The organism is Serratia sp. SCBI, assembly GCF_000747565.1.
In the GTDB taxonomy this organism is placed as follows: domain Bacteria; phylum Pseudomonadota; class Gammaproteobacteria; order Enterobacterales; family Enterobacteriaceae; genus Serratia; species Serratia ureilytica.
In genome coordinates, this window is sequence record NZ_CP003424.1 from 4,052,594 (window position 1) to 4,073,706 (window position 21,113).

A 21,113-nucleotide genomic window follows, 5' to 3' on the forward strand; every position below is an offset into this window, starting at 1 on the left:
CGGCGGTAAGGTTAAAACGAGGCTGCAGCCGGGCAGAGCGCCCGCTTCGCCGCAGCACGCCAACCATAACGAGATGCTGTTTTGCTGCGTATGGATTACTACCGCCCCACACCGGGTGCAAAGGAGTTACCTTGATTACACACATCAGCCCGCTTGGCTCTATGGATTTATTGTCGCAGCTGGAAGTAGACATGCTGAAGCGCACCGCCAGCAGCGACCTGTACCGCCTGTTTCGCAACTGTTCGCTGGCCGTGTTGAACTCCGGCAGCCAAACCGACAACAGCAAACAGCTGCTGTCGCGCTATGAAACCTTCGATATCAACGTGCTGCGCCGCGAGCGTGGCGTGAAGCTGGAGCTGGTCAATCCGCCGGAAGAGGCGTTCGTCGACGGCCGCATCATCCGTTCACTGCAGGCCAACCTGTTCGCCGTGTTGCGCGACATTCTGTTCGTGCACGGCCAAATCGCCAGCGCCGGCCGTTTCCAACACCTGAACCTGGAAAACTCGGCCCACATCACCAACCTGGTGTTCTCGATCCTGCGCAATGCGCGCACGCTGCATCTGGATGAGGATCCCAACATGGTGGTGTGCTGGGGCGGGCACTCGATCAACGAGAACGAATACCTGTACGCGCGCAAGGTCGGCAGCCAGCTGGGCCTGCGCGAGTTGAACATCTGCACCGGCTGCGGGCCGGGCGCCATGGAAGCGCCGATGAAAGGCGCGGCGGTCGGCCACGCGCAGCAGCGTTACCGCAACAGCCGCTTCATCGGCATGACCGAACCGTCAATCATCGCCGCCGAGCCGCCTAACCCGCTGGTGAACGAGCTGGTGATCATGCCGGACATCGAAAAACGTCTGGAAGCGTTTGTGCGTATCGCGCACGGCATCATCATCTTCCCGGGCGGCGTCGGCACCGCCGAAGAGCTGCTGTACCTGCTGGGTATCCTGATGAACCCGGAGAACAGCGAGCAGGTGCTGCCGCTGATCCTGACCGGGCCAAAAGAGAGCGCCGATTACTTCCGCGTGCTGGACGAGTTCATCATGAACACGCTGGGCGACGCCGCGCGCCGTCACTACACCATCATCATCGACGATCCGGCGGAAGTGGCCCGGCAGATGAAAAAAGCCATGCCGCTGGTGAAGGAAAACCGCCGCAACACCGGCGACGCCTACAGCTTCAACTGGTCGATCCGCATCGCGCCGGATCTGCAGCTGCCGTTCGAGCCGACCCACGAGAACATGGCGAACCTCAATCTGTATCCGAACCAGCCGCCGGAGCAATTGGCCGCCGCGCTGCGCCGCGCCTTCTCCGGCATCGTGGCCGGCAACGTGAAGGAAAACGGCATCCACGCCATTGAGCAGTTCGGCCCGTACAAGCTGCACGGCGAACCGCAGATGATGAAGCAGATGGACAGCCTGCTGCAGGGCTTTGTCGCCCAGCACCGCATGAAGCTGCCGGGCAGCGCCTATGTGCCCTGCTACGAAATCGTCGCCTGATCCTCAATCCCGGGCGGCGTAACGGCCGCCCTGTTTTTTTCTGACCTTGCCGCCCATGATGATACACCTACTGATTGTCGACGCCCTGAACCTCATCCGCCGCATTCACGCCGTACAGGGCTCCCCTTGCGTCAACGCCTGTCGCCACGCGCTGCAGCAGTTGCTTCAGCACAGCCGCCCGACCCACGCGGTGGCGGTATTTGACGAGGACGACCGCAGCGAAAGCTGGCGCCACCAAATTCTGCCGGACTACAAGGCCGGGCGCTCGCCGATGCCGGAAAACCTGCAACAGGAGATGCCGCAGCTGCGTGAAGCCTTCGCCGAACTGGGCGTCGCCAGCTGGCATTCACCCGGCAACGAGGCAGACGATCTGGCGGCCACGCTGGCGGCGAAGGTCGCCGGCGGCGGCCACCAGGTGACCATCGTCTCCACCGACAAAGGCTATTGCCAACTGCTGGCGCCGAACGTACAGATCCGCGATTACTTCCAGAAACGCTGGTTGGATATGCCTTTCGTGCAGCAGGAATTCGGCGTGCTGCCGCAGCAACTGCCGGACTACTGGGGGTTAGCGGGGATCGGCAGCAGCAAGATCCCCGGCGTGGCCGGCATCGGGCCGAAAACCGCCGTGCTGCTGTTGCAGCAGTCGGGCAGTCTGGACGGGATCTATCAGCACCTGGAGCAGGTGCCGGAGAAATGGCGCGGCAAGCTGGAGCAGCACCGCGAGCTGGCCTACGTCAGCAAACACGTCGCCACGCTGCGCACCGATCTGTCGCTGGACGGCAACCTGCAGCAGCTGCGCCTGCCGATACAATAAGGGGCGCTGCAAGCAGCGCCCCTTATCAGGTTTAACGCGATTAATCGCGCTCGTCGCGGCGGCCCGGCACCGCCGACCACATGCGGCGCACGTGTACGGTGATCTCTTCGCGGTCGTGATACAGCTGCTTGGCATGCACTTCAACGCTGATGCCGGCAGCGCCCAGCGCTTCGCGGATGCTCATCAGGTTTTGCGACACTTCCTCATAGCGCTTTTTCATCGGCAGTTTGAGGTTAAAGATCGCTTCGCGGCACCAGCCTTTCACCAGCCACTGAATCATCAGGCTGGTCACCTTCGCCGGTTTCTCCACCATGTCGCACACCAGCCAGTAGATCTTGCTGCTGTTCGGCTCGAACTTGAAGCCGTCGGCGCGGTGGTGCGTCACCTGGCCGGTTTCCATCAGGCTCGGCGCCATCGGGCCGTTATCCACCGAATGCACCATCATGCTGCGCTTCACCAGCTGATAGGTCCAGCCGCCCGGGCAGGCCCCCAGATCGACCGCATGCATGCCGCTGGCCAGGCGCTCGTCCCACTCGTCGGCGGGGATGAACACATGGAACGCTTCTTCCAGTTTCAGCGTCGAACGGCTCGGCGCATCGGCCGGGAAGCGCAGACGCGGAATACCCATGTAGAACGGCGAGTTGTTGTTGCTGTAGGAGTAACCGACATAGCAGCAGCCCGGCGCGATGAAGAACACGTGCACCACCGGGCGAGTCGGGTTCTCGCGCGCCATCAGCACCTTCTGCTCACGCATCGCGGCGCGCAGCGGCACCGTCAGCTTGCGGCAGAATTTCATCAGCTCTTTGCTTTCGTTGGTGTCCGGCACTTCCACCCGCAGCTCGCCGCCGCGATCAACCACGCCGATCAGCATGCCGACGATCGGCGATACCCGATCTTCCGGCGGCAGATCGCGCAGCAGCTCACCCACCACGATCATTTGGCGGGCGAAAATCAGTTCGCGGAACGGAATCTCCCGCGCCAGGCGGTCGGCATCGTCCGGCTGATAGCATTCGAACAACACGTAACCGCTGTGCTCTTTTACCCGCGCAAAGCCGTAAATCTCCAGCTGGGCGGCTTTATCGGTGATCTCCGCCGCACACTCTTTTTCGAAGCCGGGACGGCAGTACAACGCAATCTTATTCATGGCGCTCGGCCTTTTTCCTCAGACGCAAAGCGCCAATCAACATCAATATCCAGCCGATCAAGAAGCACACGCCGCCAACCGGCGTGATATATACCCAGACCTTCAGGTGCGACAGCGCCAGACAATAGAGGCTGCCGCTGAACAACACGGTGCCGAACGCCAACAGCGCTCCGCTCCAGTAAAACCACAGGCTCACGCGGCGCTGCATCGCGACCGCCAGCGCCAGGATGGCCAGGGTGTGGAACCCCTGATACTCCAGCCCGGTGCGGATCCAGGCCATTTCGTTGGCGCCCAGCGTGCCGCTTAACACATGCGCGCCGAATGCGCCCAGCGCGACAAACACAAAGCCGCTGATAGCGGCGAAAACCAGCATGGAACGGCTGCTCATCGTGATCTATCCCATTAAAAATCACCGACCGCGGCAAGGCGGCGGCCGGCCTTATTGTTCGTAGCGGAAGCGGAACTTCTCTTGTTCGCTGGCGGCGCGCGCCAGGATCCACTGCCGGAAGGCGGCTATTTTACCCAGTTCTGCCTGGCTGTCATGACATACCAGATAAAAAGCATTTTTACTGACCAACACATCATTGAACGGGCACACCAGACGACCGGCTTCAATCTCGGTTTGCGCCATCACGTTGTTCACCAGCGCCACGCCCTGACCGTGCACCGCCGCCTGCACCACCATGGCGCTGTGGCTGAAGATTGGCCCCTGCTGCACGTTGATGTGCTGCAACCCCAGCTGGCGCGTATAGGCCAGCCAGTCGCGACGTGAAACGTCATGCAGCAGCGTATGATAAGCCAGATCGTCTGCAGTTTTCAGCGGATGATCGCCGGTCAGCAGGCTCGGCGAACAAACCGGCAGCAAATATTCCGCATACAGGCGCTCGGCGCGCAGCCCCGGCCAATTGCCGCGGCCATAGAAAATCGCCACGTCGACGTCGTCCGCCAGCTTGTCCTCTTCACGGTCCACCGCCTGGATGCGCACGTCGATGCCCGGATAAGCTGAGTTAAAGCCGGACAGACGCGGCACCAGCCACTGAATGGCGAAGCTCGGCGGCAAACTGACGGTCAATGCCCCCTTGGCGCTGCGCGCCTGCAGCTTGCGCGTCGCCTCGTTGATCGAAGAGAAGATCTCCTTGATATCAAGGTAGTAACTTTGCCCCTCTTCGGTCAGCAGCAGCGAGCGATTGCGCCGGCGAAACAGCTTCAGCCCGAGGAAGTCCTCCAGCGACTTGATCTGGTGGCTCACCGCGGCCTGAGTCACGAACAGCTCTTCCGCCGCCTTGGTGAAACTCAGGTGGCGAGCGGCCGCATCGAACACGCGCAGCGCATTGAGGGGAGGTAAGCGTTTAGACATTAAATTAGCTACTTTTGTGTAACATTAATCCGAATGATTCGGCGCCGAAAATCGGGCGGCTTTGTGTGGCAAGCCATGGACAAACGCTAACGGCGCATTGCCATTAGTTTTTTTAATCCGAGCCATTATAATTTGTCCGTTGAGGATGCGCCAGCAAATACCTATAGTGGCGGCACTTCCCGGGCCGGAACGAAAAGGGAGTGGGTGTCGAGGACGCCGATGAACTTTTGGCTTGTGGTTGTGATGTTGTGTTTGCAAATTGTCCGGCGATTCCGGACATGGTAGCTAGGCTACTGTTTTTTCACTTCCTGTACATTTACCCTGTCTGTCCATAGTGATTTTATGCAGCACCGCAAAACTTGCGGTGCTTTTTTTTTGCCTGACGGTTACTGGTTGCTTTCAACCATCTCTTTCACATCGGCGCGGTTGATCTGCTGTTCGACGCCGTTGGCGTCTTTATAGCTGATCATGCCGGTATCGTTATCCACTTTAGGCTTGCCGTCAGCGACAATGGTGCGTCCGTCATTGGTATGCATCACGTAGTTGCTGGAACAGGCGGCCAGGGTGAACGTAAGCATCAGGGCAGAGAGAACTGCGGCTGTTTTCTTCATTGAGGACTCCTTTGTAGTTTTAAATGCTGATAAATACCTTTTATGTGTATAGATGCGATTAATAAGCGCACGTTTAATAGCATAACAGACTTTCCCAATTTTGCCAGGCGATAAGTCCTAATCGGCGCGAACGCTTGTCTCCGGCGGCAAAATAGGACAGGATCACCCATCGACTCAAGCCAGTGACAATCAGGGTATGACGCCTTTTAACCCCAGCCTTTTTCGCCAACAGTTTCCCGCGCTCGCGCAGGACGGCATCTATCTGGACAGCGCCGCCACCGCGTTGAAACCGCAGGCGGTGATCGACGCCACGCAGCAGTTTTATCGCGACGACGCCGCCACCGTGCACCGCAGCCAGCATCGGGCGGCGCAGGATCTGACCGCTCGTTTCGAGCAGGCGCGCGGCCAGGTCGCGCAACTGATCCATGCGCCATCGGCCGACGATATCGTCTGGACGCGCGGCACCACCGAGGCGATCAACCTGGTGGCGCAGAGTTATCTGCGTCCGCGTCTGCAGCCGGGGGATGAAATTCTGGTGAGCGAAGCGGAACACCACGCCAACCTGATCCCCTGGCTGATGGTGGCGGATCAAACCGGCGCCCGGGTAGTGAAACTGCCTATCGGCGCCGACCGGCTGCCGGACCTGGCGCAGCTCCCCGCCCTGCTCAACGATAGAACCCGCCTGTTGGCGCTGGGGCAAATGTCCAACGTCACCGGCGGCTGCCCGGATCTGGCGCCGGCGATCGCGCTGGCCCATGCCGCCGGCGCGCGCGTGATGATCGACGGCGCACAGGGCGTGGTTCACGATCCGGCCGACGTACAGCGGCTCGATATCGATTTCTACGCCTTCTCCGGCCACAAACTGTATGGCCCGACCGGCATCGGCGCGCTGTACGGCAAATCCGAGCTGCTGGCGCAGATGGCGCCGTGGCAAGGAGGGGGAAAGATGTTGACCCAGGCGTCGTTCGACGGTTTTATCCCGCAAAAACCGCCGCACTGCTTCGAAGCCGGCACGCCAAACATCGCCGGCGTGCTGGGGTTGGCCGCCGCGCTCACTTGGCTTCGCGAACAGGACATGGCGGCGGCGGAGCGCTACAGCCGCGAGCTGGCGGATCGGGCGGAACAGCGGTTGGCGCAGTTGCCGGGCTTTCGCAGCTTCCGCAGTTCCGGTTCCAGCCTGCTGGCGTTCGATATCGCCGGCGTACACCACAGCGACATCGTCACGCTGCTGGCGGAGCAAGGCATTGCGCTGCGCGCCGGCCAGCACTGCGCGCAGCCGCTGATGGCGGCGTTAGGCGTCAGCGGCACGTTGCGCGCGTCGTTCGCCCCCTACAATACTCAACAGGACGTCGATACGCTGGTCAGCGCGTTGACCCACGCCCTCGACCTGCTGGCCGACTGACTTGATTCCCGGAGACGCTATGCTCGCCCCCCATCCTTTTGGCCGAGAGATCACCGCCGAAGCGTTGATCGCCACCTTCAGCGCGCTGAAACAGTGGGAAGACCGCTACCGCCAACTGATTATGCTCGCAAAACGGCTGCCGCCGCTGCCGGAGGCCTTGCGCAGTGAAGAAATGGCGTTGAGCGGGTGTGAAAACCGCGTCTGGCTGGGGCACCAGTTGCTGGAAGACGGCACGCTGCACTTTTATGGCGACAGCGAAGGCCGCATCGTGCGTGGCCTGTTGGCGGTGCTGCTGACCGAAGTGGAAGGGAAAACGCCGCAGCAGATCGCCGAGTTGGATCCGCTGGCGCTGTTCGACCGCCTGGCGCTGCGCGCTCAGCTGAGCGCCACTCGCGCCAGCGGGCTGGCGGCGTTGGCCGCCGCCGTGCAGGCGATCGCCGCCCGTTACGCCTGACGCGCCGCCTTCGCCACCATCTTTTTCAGCGCGTGCGACACGGCGACGAAGCCGAAGGTGGCGGTGACCATGGTCGCCGCGCCGAAACCTGCGCTGCAATCCATTCTTTTCGGCCCTTCCGCCGTGCTGCGCGAAGCGCATACCGAACCGTCCGGCTGCGGATAAACCAGCGGCTCGCTGGAAAAGACGCAGTCGATGCCCAGCTTGCCCTTGCCGTTTTTCACCACGTTAAAATCGTGCTTCAGCCGCTCGCGCAGCTTGGCGGCCAGCGGATCCTGAATGGTTTTCGCCAGATCGGCCACTTCGATTTTGGTCGGATCTATCTGCCCGCCGGCGCCGCCGGTAGTCACCACCGGGATCTTGAAGCGGCGGCAGTATGACAGCAGCGCCGCTTTCGGCCGCACGCTGTCGATCGCGTCGATGACGTAGCTGAAGTTATGGTCCAGCAGCTCGGCGACGTTGTCCGGGGTAATGAAATCGTCAATGCAGGTCACCCGGCATTCCGGGTTGATCGCCAGGATACGCTCCGCCATTACCTCGGTTTTCGATTGCCCGACGTGCTGGCGCAGCGCGTGGATCTGACGGTTGGTATTGGTAACGCAAACATCATCCATGTCGATCAGAGTGATGGCGCCGATGCCGGTGCGCGCCAGCGCCTCAGCCGCCCAGGAACCCACGCCGCCGATGCCGATCACGCAGACGTGCGCCTGCGCGAACACCGCCAGCGCCTGCTGGCCGTATAACCGCGCCGTGCCGCCGAAACGCTGCAGATAGGCTTCCGAATAAGCTGTGCTCATAACGCTTTAATTACCTTCGTAATGCAAATGATAAGGGCCGGAAAATCCGGCCCCTGCGGGTCAATCTTTTCACGCCGTGCGCGTTTAACGGGTGACCAGCAACGAACCGCCGCCGTTTGACTGATTGGCGCTGAACAGCTGGCCGCCGCCGTTGTTCTTCAGCACCCAGACGCGGCCATAGTGGTTGTAGTACCCCGCCGAGTGGCCGGCTTCCGGCCCGATGCCCTGATACATGTCAAAATGCTGGCCCTTGATGGCGCCGCCCACGTCGAGCGCGACCATCAGACGCATCTCGTATTTTCCCGTGAATTTACCCTTGTTGTCCAGCAGCGGCACTTCGGCCAGCAGCGTGGTGCCTGCCGGGATCAGCGAACGGTCGGAGGCCACCGACGCTTTGGCGATCAGCGGCACCGCGCTGGCGCCTTTCACCGGCGCAAAAGCTTCCGGGCGGAAGAACACGAACGACGGGTTCTGCTCCAGCAGCTCGCGCACCTCTGCGGCGCTGTGGGTATCCGCCCACTGACGGATCGCCTGCATCGACATGTCCGCCTTGGCCACTTCACCGCGATCGATCAGCACTTTGCCGATGCTGCGGTAGGCGTGGCCGTTCTTGCCGCCGTAGCCGAAGAACACCAGCGGCTGACCGTTGCCGTAGTCGACGTAGCCGCTGCCCTGGACTTCCATCATGAAGTTGTCCATCAGCGAGTTGGTGTAAGCGATGATATAGCGATCGTCGAGCGCGCCGGAATAAATGCCCGCGCGATCCGGCAAGCGGCCCCTACCCTTCGGCGGCATGCGGTACAGCGGATAACGGAACTCGCCCTGTTGGGTATAACGCGCCTGCACCACCGGCGTGTAGTAGCCGGTAAACTGCACGTTGCCGTAATTGTCGACGCCTTCCATCTGGTAAGCGCTGAGGCCGTACTGGCTCAGCATGCGCGTGTCGGCGCCGGACGCCATCCAGTTTTGCACCGCCTGATAGGTGCTGTTGTTGCGGTTAAACAGCGAAGGCGACGCGTACTTGATCTCCATCAGCTGATCCGAATAATCCTTGGCGTTGACCGGCGAACCTTTGGCGTTGGGCTGATTGACCAGCTCCAGCGATTGATCCAGACGGCCGTCCTTATATTGCTGACCCCGATCGGTCGGCTTGGACGAACAGCCCGCCAATACCGCCACCATCAACCCGCCCAGCAGGTATTTGCCCCAACGTCCTTTCATCGCGCACACTCTCAAACTGATATGATCTACCGGCTGAACGATAACAAACGCTCATTGATAAAGGAATCGCTGCAAATAAAAAAAAGCCGCACGGAGGATGGTGATGAAAAAGAAGGCAAATTGCGGGCAAATTCAGCAGAAAAACGGGTTTAGGCCAATAAAAATGCAAAAAAGGGTTTGCAACAAAAACGCATGGAGAGTATAGTGCGCATCCATCGGACGCGGGGTGGAGCAGCCTGGTAGCTCGTCGGGCTCATAACCCGAAGGTCGTCGGTTCAAATCCGGCCCCCGCAACCAACCGATGCCGCAGTGGCGGTATTTTGCGTTTGGGTTCGATAACAAAGTATTACACGGACGCGGGGTGGAGCAGCCTGGTAGCTCGTCGGGCTCATAACCCGAAGGTCGTCGGTTCAAATCCGGCCCCCGCAACCAACCGAATGCCGTACCAGCGGCATAACATGAACGGTGGTTTCGTCGTAATACCGCATCAAGACGGACGCGGGGTGGAGCAGCCTGGTAGCTCGTCGGGCTCATAACCCGAAGGTCGTCGGTTCAAATCCGGCCCCCGCAACCAACTCTTGATGACAACAGATAAGCACCCTGACGGGTGTTTTTTTGTATCTGCAATCCGCAAAAACAGCCGGACTTGCGCCCGGCCCTGCCGCTATCGGCTCGCTAACGCGCCGCCGTTGGCGAAATAAGCCTTGATGCCCGCCAGAATCGACTCCGCCACCTGCTGCTGGAAATGGCTGGTGCGCAGCTTGCGCTCCTCTTCGATATTGCTGATAAACGCCGTTTCCACCAGGATCGACGGGATATCCGGCGCCTTCAACACCGCAAAACCGGCCTGATCGACGCGATTCTTGTGCAACCGGTTGATTTTACCCATCCGGTTCAGCACTTCCTTGCCGAACTTCAGGCTATCGTTGATGGTTGCGGTCTGGATCAAATCGAACATGGTGTGGTCGAGATAGCGATCGCCGCTCTTGCTGACGCCACCGATTTGGTCCGAGGCGTTCTGCGTCTGCGCCAGGAACTTGGCCGCCGAGCTGGTGGCGCCTTTGGTGGACAACGCGAACACCGATGACCCGCGCGCGGCGCGGCTGGTGAAGGCGTCGGCGTGAATCGAAACGAACAAATCGGCGCGTTGCTTGCGCGCCTTGGCGACGCGCACCTTGAGCGGGATAAACACGTCTTCATTGCGCGTCATGAACACCTTCATGTTCGGCTCGCGCTTGATCATGGCGCTCAGCTTGCGGGCAATCTGCAGCACGATGTCTTTCTCGCGCGTCTTATACTTGCCGATCGCACCGGGATCTTCGCCCCCGTGGCCAGGATCCAGCATGATGACGATCGGCCGATCGCGCCCCGCCTTGCCGGCCTGCGGCGCTTCGGGCGGCAGCGTGCGCTCCAGATCGCCTTTGTTGTAATCTTCCAGTAACGCCAGTAGCGGATCATACTCCTCGCCGCCGCTGCCGCCTTTGGTCGGGTAGAGATCCATCACCAGACGGTTGCGATACTCCGGCACCGGCGCCAGCGAGAACATGTGCGGGCTGACGCTTTGCTTGAGCTCCAGCACCAGCCGCACGGTATTCTGATCGAACTGGCCGACGCGCGCCTGCTTGAGATAAGGATCGTCGGCGCGCACCTGCCCGGCGATGCCTTTCAGCACGCTGTTGAGATGCACGCCTTCGATATCCACCACCACGCGATCGGGATTGGTCAGGGCGAACTGCTTGTATTTCAGTTCGACGTTGGATTCCAGCGTGACGCGGGTATAAGTGGAGGACGGCCAGACGCGCACGGCAATCACGTGCGATGACGCGGCGAAGCCCGTGCGACTCACACTCAGCAACCAGCTGGCGGCAACGCCCTGTAATAAACGACGGCGGCCCAGATTGTGATTAGCGTTTGGCATGCGGCTCCGGCAGTAATAACTGTTTACAACAGATGAAAAAAACACCAATGACTTGGGAATGCCGAAAACTTTAACCAATCATTCCAGCCCTGTCATCAGAAAATCTTTTTATGGTTTTTCAATTTATTAACGATTTAGCGCCCTTAGCTCGCTCTTCATGACGATTTCCCACTTGCCATTGGCGCAATAAAAGAATAAAAATACAAAAATATCGTATAAATATGCAAAGAGGTTTGCCCGTGAAGGAACGTAGTACAGAGCTGGTGCAAGGATTCCGTCACTCCGTCCCCTATATCAACGCACACCGCGGCAAGACGTTTGTCATCATGCTCGGTGGGGAAGCCATCGAACACGAGAATTTTTCCAACATCGTCAATGATATCGGGCTGCTGCATAGCCTGGGCATTCGCCTGGTGGTGGTTTACGGCGCACGGCCGCAGATCGACGCCAATCTGGCGCAGCACAACTATGAACCGATCTACCACAAGCATACGCGCGTGACCGACGCCCATACGCTTGAGTTGGTCAAGCAGGCGGCCGGTTTATTGCAGCTGGACATCACCGCCCGGCTGTCGATGAGCCTCAACAACACGCCGCTGCAGGGCGCACACATTAACGTGGTCAGCGGCAACTTCATCATCGCGCAGCCACTGGGCGTCGATGACGGCATCGACTACTGCCACAGCGGCCGCATTCGCCGCATCGATGAAGAAGCGATCCATCGTCAGCTCGACAGCAACGCCATCGTGCTGATCGGCCCGGTCGCCGTCTCGGTGACCGGCGAGAGCTTCAACCTGACCTCGGAGGAAGTCGCGACTCAGCTGGCGATCAAACTGAAAGCGGAAAAAATGATCGGTTTCTGCTCCTCGCAGGGCGTGACCGACGCGGAAGGCAACATCCTTTCCGAGCTGTTCCCCAACGACGCGCAAAAGCGTCTTGAAGAGCTGGAGGAAGGCGGTGATTACCATTCCGGCACCGTGCGCTTCCTGCGCGGCGCGGTGAAAGGCTGCCGCAGCGGCGTGCGCCGCAGCCACCTAATCAGCTATCAGGAGGACGGCGCGCTGGTGCAAGAGCTGTTCTCACGCGACGGCATTGGCACCCAAATCGTGATGGAAAGCGCCGAACAGGTGCGCCGGGCGACGATCAACGACATCGGCGGTATTCTGGAACTCATTCGGCCGCTCGAACAGCAGGGTATTCTGGTGCGCCGTTCGCGTGAACAGCTGGAAATGGAGATCGACAAGTTCACCATTATCGAACGCGACAACCTGACCATCGCCTGTGCGGCGCTGTACCCGTTCCCGGAGGAAAAAATCGGTGAGATGGCCTGCGTGGCGGTGCATCCCGATTACCGCAGCTCTTCGCGCGGCGAGATGCTGCTGCAGCGGGTGGAAAATCAGGCGCGGCAGATGGGATTGAAGAAGCTGTTCGTGCTGACCACCCGCAGCATCCACTGGTTCCAGGAGCGTGGCTTCACCCCGGCGGAGGTCGACGTGCTGCCGATGCAGAAACAGGCGTTGTACAACTACCAACGCCGCTCCAAAATTCTGCTGGCGGATCTGTAATCCCTGTGGGCGCGGCCGCTACCGCGCCCCTTCATCGCTTATTCCGTCGTCTGCAGCCGTTCAGCCAATCCGCTGCGACGCTGGGTCGGCGTGCGAATGGCCCGCAGCAGCACCGCGTCCGTGGCGTACAGCGAGAGCTGCTGACGCGCACGGGTGATCGCGGTGTAGACCAGTTCACGCGTCAGCACCGGCAGGAAATGGTTCGGCAACACCAGAACCGTATGCTCAAACTCCGATCCCTGGGACTTGTGCACCGTCATGGCATAAGCGGTTTCATGCGCCGGCAAACGGCTCGGCTGCACCGACTTGATGCTGCCGTCCGGCAGTTGGAAATGCACGCGCAGCTCGCCGCGCTCATCCGGCAGAGTAATGCCGATATCCCCATTGAATAACCCCAGCGCGCTGTCGTTGCGGCCGATCATTACCGGCCGCCCCCGATACCAGCGGCCGAGCACGCCCGGTTTGCGGTCGATCAGACCGGCGCGCTGCAGCCCGAGTTCAATACGTTCATTCAGGCCGGCGACGCCGAACGGCCCTTCACGCAGCGCGCACAGCACCTGGAAGCGGCTAAAGGCGGCCAACACCGCCGCCGCATCCGCGCCTTCGGCAGTCAGCCGCAGATAGTCGCGATAGCCCGCCACGCACGCGTCCAGCAGCGCCTGATACTCTTCGCTCGTCGCCAGCGCATAGCCCGCAACATCGCCGAAACGGCCGTTTAATGCCGCCAGCGCGCGATCCCCCGCACCGGCGTTGACCGCCAACGCCAGTTGACCGATGCCGGAACGGGCGTCGAAGCGATAGCTCTTACGCAACAGGCACAGGCTGTCGCGCACCGCCGCTTGCGCGTCGGCCCGCTGCCCAGCGATCGAACAACCGGTCAGGCGGCTCAGCTCTGCGGCGCGCGCCTCGCTGTATCCCTGCTCGGCAAAACGGCAAATATCCCCCAGCACCGCGCCGGCCTCTACCGAAGCCAGCTGATCGCGGTCGCCGAGGAAAATCACCCGGGCCCGATCGGGCAACGCCGCAATCAGGCGCGCCATCATCGGCAGATCGACCATCGAGGCCTCATCCACCACCAACACATCCAAATGCAGCCGGTTACCGCGGTGATAGCGCATGCGCTGACTGTTGGGTTGCGCCCCCAACAAACGGTGCAACGTCGCCGCCTCCGTGGGGAACAACGCCTGCTGCGCCGGGGTCAACGCCAGCTGACGGCTGGCGCTGCCAAGCGACTCCGTCAGGCGTGCCGCCGCCTTGCCGGTTGGCGCCGCCAGCTGAATCCGCAAGCGCGCGCTTTCATCCAGCTGCACCAGCGCCGCCAGCAGTTTAGCGACGGTGGTGGTTTTACCGGTGCCCGGTCCGCCGGAAATCACCGCGATGCGCCGCGTGGCAGCTACCGCGGCGGCGATCTTCTGCCAGTCGGGTTCATCGCTCGCCGCGCCGAACAAGCGGTCGAGAATGGCGCGCAACGCCTCCTCCGGCACCGTCAGCGATTCACCTTCACCGCCGATAAACACCGCCACTTCACCTTCGTTTTGCCACATGCGTTGCAGATATAAGCGCTGCCCACGCAGCACCAGCGGCGTAGCGCCGCTGCCGTCCCCAACCGCCGCGCTGCTCGCAAGGCGCTGCTGCCAACGTGCGCTATCCGGTCGCCCGGCCGCCTCCCATAGCGCCAGCGCCAGCGCCGGTTGGCGCCCTTCAAACAGCGTGTCCGCCTGCAGCTGCTCCAGCATCAGGCAAACATGCCCCGCCCCCGCCTCTGCGCTCAGACAGGCGGCGGCCAGTAAAATATCAGGCTCGTCTTCGCTCGCCACCACGCGGGCGAACTGCACGTCCAGGGGGCGCAGCGCGCCAAGCGCCACCGCCTGCTCCAGCAGTGCGATCATGATTTTTCCTCCGTCGCCGCAGCTTCGCCGCTGAACAAGCTATCCATTCCCGCCACCAGCTCAAACGCGGGGAGACAGGTGTAAATGCCGTTGCCCGGGTGCGCCGCATCCACGCCGCGCAGGAACAGATAAATCACTCCGCCGAAATGGCGCCGGTAATCATAATCCGGCAACCGATGGCGCAAATAACGATGCAACGCCAGCGTATACAGCTGGTATTGCAGATCATAACGATAATCCGCCATCGCCTGCTCCATCGCCGGCCGGGTATAGGCGCTGCTGTCCTCCCCCAGCCAGTTGGACTTGTAGTCCAGCAGGTAGTATTTGCCTTGCCAGCAGAACACCAGGTCGATAAAGCCTTTCAGCATGCCCTGCACCTGATGGAAATCCAGCGCCGGGCAGCGGGCGGAAAGCGGATCGTAACGCTTCACCAGAGCATCGAGCTCCTTCGCCTGCAACAGCCGGTTAATCGGTAAATAGAACTGCAGCTCTGCCTGCTTATGCTGCGGCGTCAGCGCCGCCAGCGTCACGCCGCTGTCATCGAGCGGCGTATTGAGCAGCACCTGCATCCACGCCAGCAGTATCGGTTGCCAGTGTTCGGCGAACCCTTGCTGCTGCAGCTGTTCCAGCAGCCACTGTTCGTCGAGCGGCTGGGTGAAGTCCAGCGTTTCAAACAGGCTGTGCAGGAAGGTGCCGGGCGTTGCGCCGCGCGGGAAGGTATGCGGTGTAAGCGCTGGCTCACTTTCTTCCCCGCGCTCACCGGCCGCATCGACATCCAGACGCGGCAGCAGATCCTGCATCAGGTTCGCGCCGTGCTGTTGCAAACCGGTATAGCTGGTCACCCGCCAAAAATCCTGGATCCGCCGGGTAAAGCTTTTCGCCGCCAACGCTTCGGCCAGCGACGCCTGGGGTTGCCAAGGTTCTGCATCCGGCGGTTCAACCAGCGACAGCGCGATACCGCCGCCCACCAATTGCTGCAGCCGCTCCTGCAGATACACGGCGTCGCCGGGCTGCCCGCCCTGCACCAGATAGCCCAATGCGCTGCGGTGCAGGTCGGTATCGCCCTGTTTCTTGCGCGTGCCCTGGAACAGCGGCGCAATGCCGATACTGCAGTGGTACACCGAGCGGGTCAGCGCCACATACAGCAGACGCAGATCCTCCGCCAACCGCTCCTCCTCCGCCCAGGCCTGGCTCTCTTCATTGGCGTCGAGGTCCAGCAACGCCTGGAAACTGTGGCGATCGTGATACAGCGCCTGCTGCTGCTGGCGGAAGTTGCCGACGAACGGCAGCCACACCAGATCGAACTCCAGTCCCTTGGACTTGTGGATCGTGATCACCTGCACCAGATGCCGGTCGCTCTCCAGCCGCAGTTGCTGATTGTCGGACTGGCGATTAGGCTGAGCGATCTGCTGCGCCAGCCAGCGCACCAGCGCATGCTCGCTGTCGAGCTGCGCCGCCGCTTCTTGCAACAGCTCCCCCAGATGCAGCACGTCGGTCAAGCGACGCTCGCCGCCGGCGCTGGCCAGCAGGTTCTCCGCCAATTGGCGCGCTTTCATCACCTCGCTCAGCATCGGCAACACGCCGCGGCGCAGCCAGAGCGTGCGGTAATTGTCGAATTCATTAACCAGCGCGTCCCAGGCGCGCTCATCGCGGCTCAGGCCGTCCAGCGTCGGCGCGTCCAGCCCCATCAGCCCGGTGGCCATGGCGCTGCGCAGCGTGCGCTCCTGCTCCGGCGCCAACACCGCCTGCAGTAACCACAGCAGGTCTTTGGCCTCCGGGGTGTCAAACACGCTGTCGCGGTTGGACAGGTAGACCGACGGAATAGACAGCGCGCTCAGCGCATCGCGCACCAACGCCGCCTCGTTGCGGCTGCGCACCAGCACCGTGATATCAGAGGCTTGTACCGGCCGTGACGCCTTGCCGTTCTGCAGCCGCGCCAGGCCCTGCTGCCCGGCGCTGAGCCAGTCGCGAATTTGCGTGGCGCACAGGCGCGCCATCAGCTGTTGGTAATCACTTACACCCGCGCCCTCCCCCTGCTGCAGCCACAACTGCATCGCCGGCTGCGCCTTGCCGTGCAATTCAAACGCCAGCCCTTGGTTCTTTTCCGCCGCGTTAACCTCAATAAAGGGGATTTGGCCGAACAGGAAAGGTTTTTCTACCTGAGAAAACAGGTGATTGACGCTGGCGACCATCGACGGCGACGAGCGCCAGTTGGTCTCCAGCGTATAGTGGGCGCTCACCTCTGAACGCGCGCGCATGTAGGTAAAGATGTCGGCGCCGCGAAAGGCGTAAATCGCCTGCTTGGGATCGCCGATCAGCAGCAGGCCGCAATCAGGCCGGCCGACGTACAGCTTTTGGAAAATGCGGTATTGCTGCGGATCGGTATCCTGGAATTCATCGATCATCGCCACCGGATAGCGCTGGCGGATCGCCTGCGCCAACTGTTCGCCGCCGCTGCTTTGCAGGGCGCAGTCCAAGCGGCTGAGCAGGTCGTCAAACCCCAGCTCGGCGCGCTGGCGCTTTTCCTGCTGAATGGAGGTGCGGATCTCGCTGAGCGCGCGCGCCATGATCAGGTCGCGCAGCGTCAAGGGTTCATCGAACAGTTCGTCTATCGCCGTGAACAGCGCATGACGCGGCGGTTCGCCCTTCTTGGTCTTCTCCAGCAGCACCGACTGGCGAAACTTGTCCAGCTCCTTCGGTAGTTGGTAATCCTGGGTCTCCTGCCCGCTCCATTCGCCGACCTTGCTCAGCCAGTTCGGCAGGTGTTTGCTGCTGTAGCTGCGCTTATCGACGCCGGACTGGGCGATTAACGCCTCAAGATCGCCCGCAGCCGCCCGCCATTGCGCCTTGATGGCGTCGATGCGCGCGACAATCTGCTCGTGGCGCATCAGAACGGTTTCTTCGTCCTTCGGTGGTCGCCGCAGCGCCGGCGCTTCACCGTGCAGATAACCGGAAAGGTCGGCCAGCAACGCTTCCGGGCCGCTCCACTCCTGGCTGATCGCACGCGCCACGCCCAGCGGCAACGGATAGCAATGACGGCGCCAGAAATCGGCGCAGGCCTGCCGCCGCAGCGGCAGTTCGTCCTGCACCAGCGTTTGTTCAAACAGCATGCCGGACTCGAAGGCGTTGTGCGTCAACATCCGTTGGCAAAAGCCGTGGATAGTGTAAATCGCCGCTTCGTCCATCTGCCGCTCCGCCGCCAGCAGCTGCGCAGCGGCGTCAGACAAATCGTCAATTTCTTCCATCAGCGCCGAAAACAGCGGGTTAGCGCTGATGCCGCGCACGCAGGCGATGCGCAGCCCGTGGATATTGTCACGGATACGCCCGCGCAGCTCCTCGGTGGCGGCCTCGGTAAAGGTCACCACCAGGATTTCTTCGACCGTCAACGGGCGGGGAAACGCCGCTTCCCCCCCCAATCCCAGCAGCAAGCGCAGATACAGCGCGCCGATGGTAAAAGTTTTGCCGGTGCCCGCCGACGCCTCGATCAGGCGTTCGCCAAACAGCGGCAGCGTCAGCGGTTCTAGCCTCTGCGGGGCGACTTCCGTCATGGCGTCGCCACTTTACGCGGCAGGATCTGCTGCAATGCCGACGCGTTCGGATAGGTGACCCAATCCTTAGGCGCCGCGTAATCCGCTTTGTCCTGCCCGCTGCCGCTGACCTGCGACAACACCGCCAGCCCCTGCGGCTGGATCACCGCCTGGTGGAAATAATCCGCCAGTTTGGTCGGAGTCAGCTGTTGCACCTGCGCGATCAGCTTCTGGCGGGTATCAAAGGTGAAGTTGCCGCGATCGAAATCATTGGCGAACCGGCTGGCCTCCTCGCTGAGGGTTTGCGGCCGCTGTTTGAGTTCGTTGATCAGCGCCTGTTTGTACTGCTCAAAATCGGCCTCGCTCATTTCACGCAGGCGTTTCTCGGTTTTCGGATAGAAATCCTGATAGCGCTGGTACAGGTAGGCCGGCTGTTTGCTGTTGCTCTGCAACAGGAAGCCTACGCCCCACTGGCGGCCCACCGACATCGGGAAGGCAAAGACCGCATACCCCAATTGTTCCTGAGTGCGCAGCTGGCTGTAGAACCACGGCTGAATAATCTGCCCCAACAGCGAGCTATAGGCCATGCCGGTCACTTCGTCGTAACCGGTCGGTACGTAGACCGCCGCCAGCGCCGAGTCGGTACTGCTGCCTACCTGTTGCAGGTTGGCCAGCTGATTCTTGTCCACCACCACGTCTTCGCCGTGCCACCACTCAATACCGGTACAGCCCAGACGGTGCTTCAGCGTCGACGCCAGCGTATCGACCTGTTGCTTGCTCATGTTGCCCACCACCAGCAGCTCCGGCGTGGCCTCGGCCAGCAGGCTGTCGCGATACGCCAGCACGTCTTTCAGCGTCAGCGTTTTCAGCACTTCGCGGCGCTCGCTGCGTTCGGAATACGGCACGCGGGAAACCATCTGTACCGGCTGAATGGCCAGTTCAAACGCCTTGCCCTTCTCGGCGGCGTCCAACTGCTCCAGGTACCAGGACTTGGCCTGCGCCAGCTGATCTTCCGTCGGCGTGAAGCTGGAATAGCCCTCGATCAGCGCCGTCAACAACTGCGGCAGGCGCTGGGTAAAGCCGTTGGCGTTAAACATCAGGCCGTTGTTCGGCGACGTCGAAAAACTCAACCCGCCGACCGACGCCTGATAACTCAGCTGATCCAGCGCCAGGCCGGCCAAATAATCCGTCAGCGAGAACAGCACCTGGTTGCGCGCGGAATCCATGGTCTTGGCGTTGCGGAAAGCGACGGTGACATCGGCCTTCGGCTCATCGGCGAAGTAACGGCTCGGCATATACAGCACGCGCAGGCCGGGCTTATCCACTACCATTTCCGGCTTTTTGAATTCATGCGACGGTTTGGTCAGGGTGAAATCATCCGGAATGTACGGGTTGAGCGCCGGCAATGACAGGGAAATGCCGCTGCCTAACTGCTGCCACTGCGTAAAGCGCTGTGGCGTGATTTTGTCGACCTGGTAAGGCGCATTGACGAAATAGGCCGTCTTGTTGTGCGGCTCATCGGGGCTGACGAACCAGATGCGCGCATTTTGCGGCGTCATGGCGTCCAGACGTTCAGCGATCGCCTTAGGATCATAGCGATCGGCCAGGTAAGGCGCGTCCAGCGCATGCTCAACCGGCACGCGCAGCATAGTGTCCACCAGCCATTCGATGTAGTCCATGTCGCGCGTGATCGACGGATAGCGGAAGTCCAGGTTCAGAACATGCGATATTTCGTCGAAGTAACTCTGCTTGATACCTTCGCTGCGCAGCATTTTCAGGTAGTTGAAAATGGCGGCGACGACTTGGTCGCGCTGGGCCAAGCCTTTGTCAGTCAGCGAGACGCTGATGGCGAAGACGCCGCCGTTGCGATCCACCATCGGATCGGCGCCGGCATTGATGGCGTCCGCCAATCCCTGCTTCTGCAACCAGTCGGACAGGGTATTTTTACTGCGGTTGCCGATCAGGTAACCGATGTAGGTATCGGTTTTGCTGCGAAACGCGGCGCTGTTGTTATCGATGCGGAACTCAACCTTCAGCTGCTTGCGCGGCTGCGCCGGCACATAGTGAATGATGATGCCCTGCTGCTCCGGCGTGACGGCCGGTACGGTGATCGGCGGCACGCTGGCGTCATGATTCGGCACGCGGCCAAAGGTTTTTGCGGCAATGTCAGCCAGCTGCGGCAGCGGCTGATTGCCGTACAGCACCCCCATCATCAGATTGGCGGAGTAGTAGCGCTTATAGAACCCCGTCAGCTCATCGTGCAACTTGCTGCCCGGCTTGTCTTTCAGCGTGTCCAGATTACCACCGGAGAAGCGCGCGCTCGGGTGCGCCGGGTTGAGGGTTTCCGCACCGACCTGCGCCATACGCATGCCGTCGCGCGAACGCGCCATCGTCAATTCTGCATTCACCGCGTTGCGCTCGCGATCGGCATTGCCCGGATCCAGCAGCGGCTCCGCAATGGCGTCGGCCATGCGATCGACCGCCGGCTCCAGCGCGTCATTCTCCACTTCCAGATAGAAGGCGGTGCGATAAGAAGCCGTGCTGGCGTTGTGGCTGCCGCCGTGCTTTTTCAGGAATTCGGACAGGTTTTCCGGCTCGGGATAACGTTTGGAGCCCATCAGCACCATATGTTCCAGATAGTGCGCCAAGCCCAGTTGGCTGTTCGGATCTTCGAGCGACCCGACCGGCAATGCCAGCGCCGCCAGCGATTTCGGCGCCTGGACATCGGACACCAGCAGCACCGTCATGCCGTTAGCCAACTTGATCGCCTCGTACTGACGCGGATCGTGCTCACTCTTGTTGATCTTCTCCGCCAGCGGTTGCCATCCTTGTGCGGCCCAGCTCAACGGCGCCCAACACATAGCCAATAATACCAGCCCGGTGATGCGGGCCAACTGTCTGCGCATATCCAAAATAAA

The 21,113-nt window shown here is 61.2% G+C and carries 15 protein-coding genes and 3 tRNA genes; 8 read left to right on the forward strand and 10 right to left on the reverse strand.

The genetic code is table 11. The features are described 5' to 3' along the window. Positions 1-131: 131 nt before the first annotated feature. Complete coding sequence (gene ppnN / locus SERRSCBI_RS19000; RefSeq protein WP_019455737.1) at positions 132-1,496, forward strand: nucleotide 5'-monophosphate nucleosidase PpnN; 1,365 nt, start codon at positions 132-134, stop codon at positions 1,494-1,496. A gap of 55 nt (positions 1,497-1,551) precedes the next feature. Next, positions 1,552-2,310: a flap endonuclease Xni gene (xni, locus tag SERRSCBI_RS19005; RefSeq protein ID WP_042785269.1), complete on the forward strand. Its 759-nt coding sequence runs from the start codon at positions 1,552-1,554 to the stop codon at positions 2,308-2,310. A 40-nt stretch (positions 2,311-2,350) separates the two neighbouring features. Here the strand turns inward: xni and rlmM are convergent, their stop codons facing one another. The 4 genes from rlmM to SERRSCBI_RS19025 all read right to left on the reverse strand — a co-directional run bounded on the left by rlmM (position 2,351) and on the right by SERRSCBI_RS19025 (position 5,422). Then, positions 2,351-3,454: a 23S rRNA (cytidine(2498)-2'-O)-methyltransferase RlmM gene (gene rlmM / locus SERRSCBI_RS19010; RefSeq protein ID WP_019455735.1), complete on the reverse strand. Its 1,104-nt coding sequence runs from the start codon at positions 3,452-3,454 to the stop codon at positions 2,351-2,353. Then, positions 3,447-3,842: a DUF423 domain-containing protein gene (locus SERRSCBI_RS19015; protein WP_004931896.1), complete on the reverse strand. Its 396-nt coding sequence runs from the start codon at positions 3,840-3,842 to the stop codon at positions 3,447-3,449. Before SERRSCBI_RS19015 ends, rlmM begins: the two co-directional genes overlap by 8 nt. A gap of 51 nt (positions 3,843-3,893) precedes the next feature. Further along, positions 3,894-4,811, reverse strand: coding sequence for a transcriptional regulator GcvA (locus SERRSCBI_RS19020; protein ID WP_004931894.1), 918 nt, complete (start codon positions 4,809-4,811; stop codon positions 3,894-3,896). A gap of 386 nt (positions 4,812-5,197) precedes the next feature. Next, a complete protein-coding gene (locus SERRSCBI_RS19025) occupies positions 5,198-5,422 on the reverse strand; it encodes a YgdI/YgdR family lipoprotein (protein WP_025304050.1) in 225 nt (74 codons plus the stop codon). 196 nt (positions 5,423-5,618) lie between these two features. On the opposite strand from SERRSCBI_RS19025, the gene csdA reads away from it, so the two are divergent. Together csdA and csdE are read left to right on the forward strand one after the other, a co-directional pair. Further along, positions 5,619-6,824, forward strand: a complete 1,206-nt coding sequence (gene csdA / locus SERRSCBI_RS19030) for a cysteine desulfurase CsdA (protein ID WP_042785270.1) — start codon at positions 5,619-5,621, stop codon at positions 6,822-6,824. Between the two features lie 19 nt (positions 6,825-6,843). Then, positions 6,844-7,278 carry a cysteine desulfurase sulfur acceptor subunit CsdE gene (gene csdE / locus SERRSCBI_RS19035; protein ID WP_033652490.1) on the forward strand — a complete coding sequence of 145 codons (435 nt, stop codon included), beginning with the start codon at positions 6,844-6,846 and terminating at the stop codon, positions 7,276-7,278. On the opposite strand, the gene tcdA is transcribed toward csdE, so the two are convergent. Both tcdA and mltA read right to left on the reverse strand, forming a co-directional pair. Further along, on the reverse strand, positions 7,269-8,075 hold the full coding sequence (gene tcdA / locus SERRSCBI_RS19040) for a tRNA cyclic N6-threonylcarbamoyladenosine(37) synthase TcdA (RefSeq protein WP_004931886.1): 807 nt from the start codon (positions 8,073-8,075) through the stop codon (positions 7,269-7,271). The genes csdE and tcdA overlap by 10 nt on opposite strands. Before the next feature lie 84 nt (positions 8,076-8,159). Then, entirely contained in the window at positions 8,160-9,296 is a 1,137-nt protein-coding gene (gene mltA / locus SERRSCBI_RS19045; RefSeq protein WP_033644860.1) for a murein transglycosylase A, read from the reverse strand. Between the two features lie 220 nt (positions 9,297-9,516). Between mltA and SERRSCBI_RS19050 the strand changes: the two genes are divergently transcribed. The 3 genes from SERRSCBI_RS19050 (at position 9,517) to SERRSCBI_RS19060 (ending at position 9,870) form a co-directional block, all read left to right on the forward strand. After that, positions 9,517-9,593 (forward strand) — tRNA-Met (locus SERRSCBI_RS19050). A 58-nt stretch (positions 9,594-9,651) separates the two neighbouring features. Continuing rightward, positions 9,652-9,728 (forward strand) — tRNA-Met (locus SERRSCBI_RS19055). A gap of 65 nt (positions 9,729-9,793) precedes the next feature. Further along, a tRNA-Met gene (locus tag SERRSCBI_RS19060) sits at positions 9,794-9,870 on the forward strand. 90 nt (positions 9,871-9,960) lie between these two features. Here the strand turns inward: SERRSCBI_RS19060 and amiC are convergent. Then, entirely contained in the window at positions 9,961-11,214 is a 1,254-nt protein-coding gene (amiC, locus tag SERRSCBI_RS19065) for an N-acetylmuramoyl-L-alanine amidase AmiC (RefSeq protein WP_033644859.1), read from the reverse strand. A 239-nt stretch (positions 11,215-11,453) separates the two neighbouring features. On the opposite strand from amiC, the gene argA reads away from it, so the two are divergent. Next, positions 11,454-12,779 carry an amino-acid N-acetyltransferase gene (gene argA, locus SERRSCBI_RS19070; protein ID WP_015378910.1) on the forward strand — a complete coding sequence of 442 codons (1,326 nt, stop codon included), beginning with the start codon at positions 11,454-11,456 and terminating at the stop codon, positions 12,777-12,779. A 38-nt stretch (positions 12,780-12,817) separates the two neighbouring features. On the opposite strand, the gene recD is transcribed toward argA, so the two are convergent. Genes recD through ptrA form a run of 3 tightly spaced genes read right to left on the reverse strand, consistent with a single transcriptional unit; the run spans position 12,818 to position 21,101 of the window. Beyond that, a complete protein-coding gene (gene recD / locus SERRSCBI_RS19075; protein ID WP_042785271.1) occupies positions 12,818-14,668 on the reverse strand; it encodes an exodeoxyribonuclease V subunit alpha in 1,851 nt (616 codons plus the stop codon). Then, positions 14,665-18,216, reverse strand: coding sequence for an exodeoxyribonuclease V subunit beta (gene recB, locus SERRSCBI_RS19080; protein ID WP_042785272.1), 3,552 nt, complete (start codon positions 18,214-18,216; stop codon positions 14,665-14,667). The genes recD and recB overlap by 4 nt, the downstream gene beginning before the upstream one ends. Beyond that, positions 18,213-21,101, reverse strand: a complete 2,889-nt coding sequence (gene ptrA, locus SERRSCBI_RS19085; RefSeq protein ID WP_042785784.1) for a pitrilysin — start codon at positions 21,099-21,101, stop codon at positions 18,213-18,215. Before ptrA ends, recB begins: the two co-directional genes overlap by 4 nt. Between the last annotated feature and the right edge of the window lie 12 nt (positions 21,102-21,113).

What these genes read in the sequence shown, in the direction of transcription:
- xni (WP_042785269.1), top strand. Translation starts at nt 1,552, where the DNA reads ATGATGATACACCTACTGATTGTCGACGCCCTGAACCTCATCCGCCGC.
- rlmM (WP_019455735.1), bottom strand. Translation starts at nt 3,454, where the DNA reads ATGAATAAGATTGCGTTGTACTGCCGTCCCGGCTTCGAAAAAGAGTGT.
- SERRSCBI_RS19015 (WP_004931896.1), bottom strand. Translation starts at nt 3,842, where the DNA reads ATGAGCAGCCGTTCCATGCTGGTTTTCGCCGCTATCAGCGGCTTTGTG.
- SERRSCBI_RS19020 (WP_004931894.1), bottom strand. Translation starts at nt 4,811, where the DNA reads ATGTCTAAACGCTTACCTCCCCTCAATGCGCTGCGCGTGTTCGATGCG.
- SERRSCBI_RS19025 (WP_025304050.1), bottom strand. Translation starts at nt 5,422, where the DNA reads ATGAAGAAAACAGCCGCAGTTCTCTCTGCCCTGATGCTTACGTTCACC.
- csdA (WP_042785270.1), top strand. Translation starts at nt 5,619, where the DNA reads ATGACGCCTTTTAACCCCAGCCTTTTTCGCCAACAGTTTCCCGCGCTC.
- csdE (WP_033652490.1), top strand. Translation starts at nt 6,844, where the DNA reads ATGCTCGCCCCCCATCCTTTTGGCCGAGAGATCACCGCCGAAGCGTTG.
- tcdA (WP_004931886.1), bottom strand. Translation starts at nt 8,075, where the DNA reads ATGAGCACAGCTTATTCGGAAGCCTATCTGCAGCGTTTCGGCGGCACG.
- mltA (WP_033644860.1), bottom strand. Translation starts at nt 9,296, where the DNA reads ATGAAAGGACGTTGGGGCAAATACCTGCTGGGCGGGTTGATGGTGGCG.
- amiC (WP_033644859.1), bottom strand. Translation starts at nt 11,214, where the DNA reads ATGCCAAACGCTAATCACAATCTGGGCCGCCGTCGTTTATTACAGGGC.
- recD (WP_042785271.1), bottom strand. Translation starts at nt 14,668, where the DNA reads ATGATCGCACTGCTGGAGCAGGCGGTGGCGCTTGGCGCGCTGCGCCCC.
- recB (WP_042785272.1), bottom strand. Translation starts at nt 18,216, where the DNA reads ATGACGGAAGTCGCCCCGCAGAGGCTAGAACCGCTGACGCTGCCGCTG.
- ptrA (WP_042785784.1), bottom strand. Translation starts at nt 21,101, where the DNA reads ATGCGCAGACAGTTGGCCCGCATCACCGGGCTGGTATTATTGGCTATG.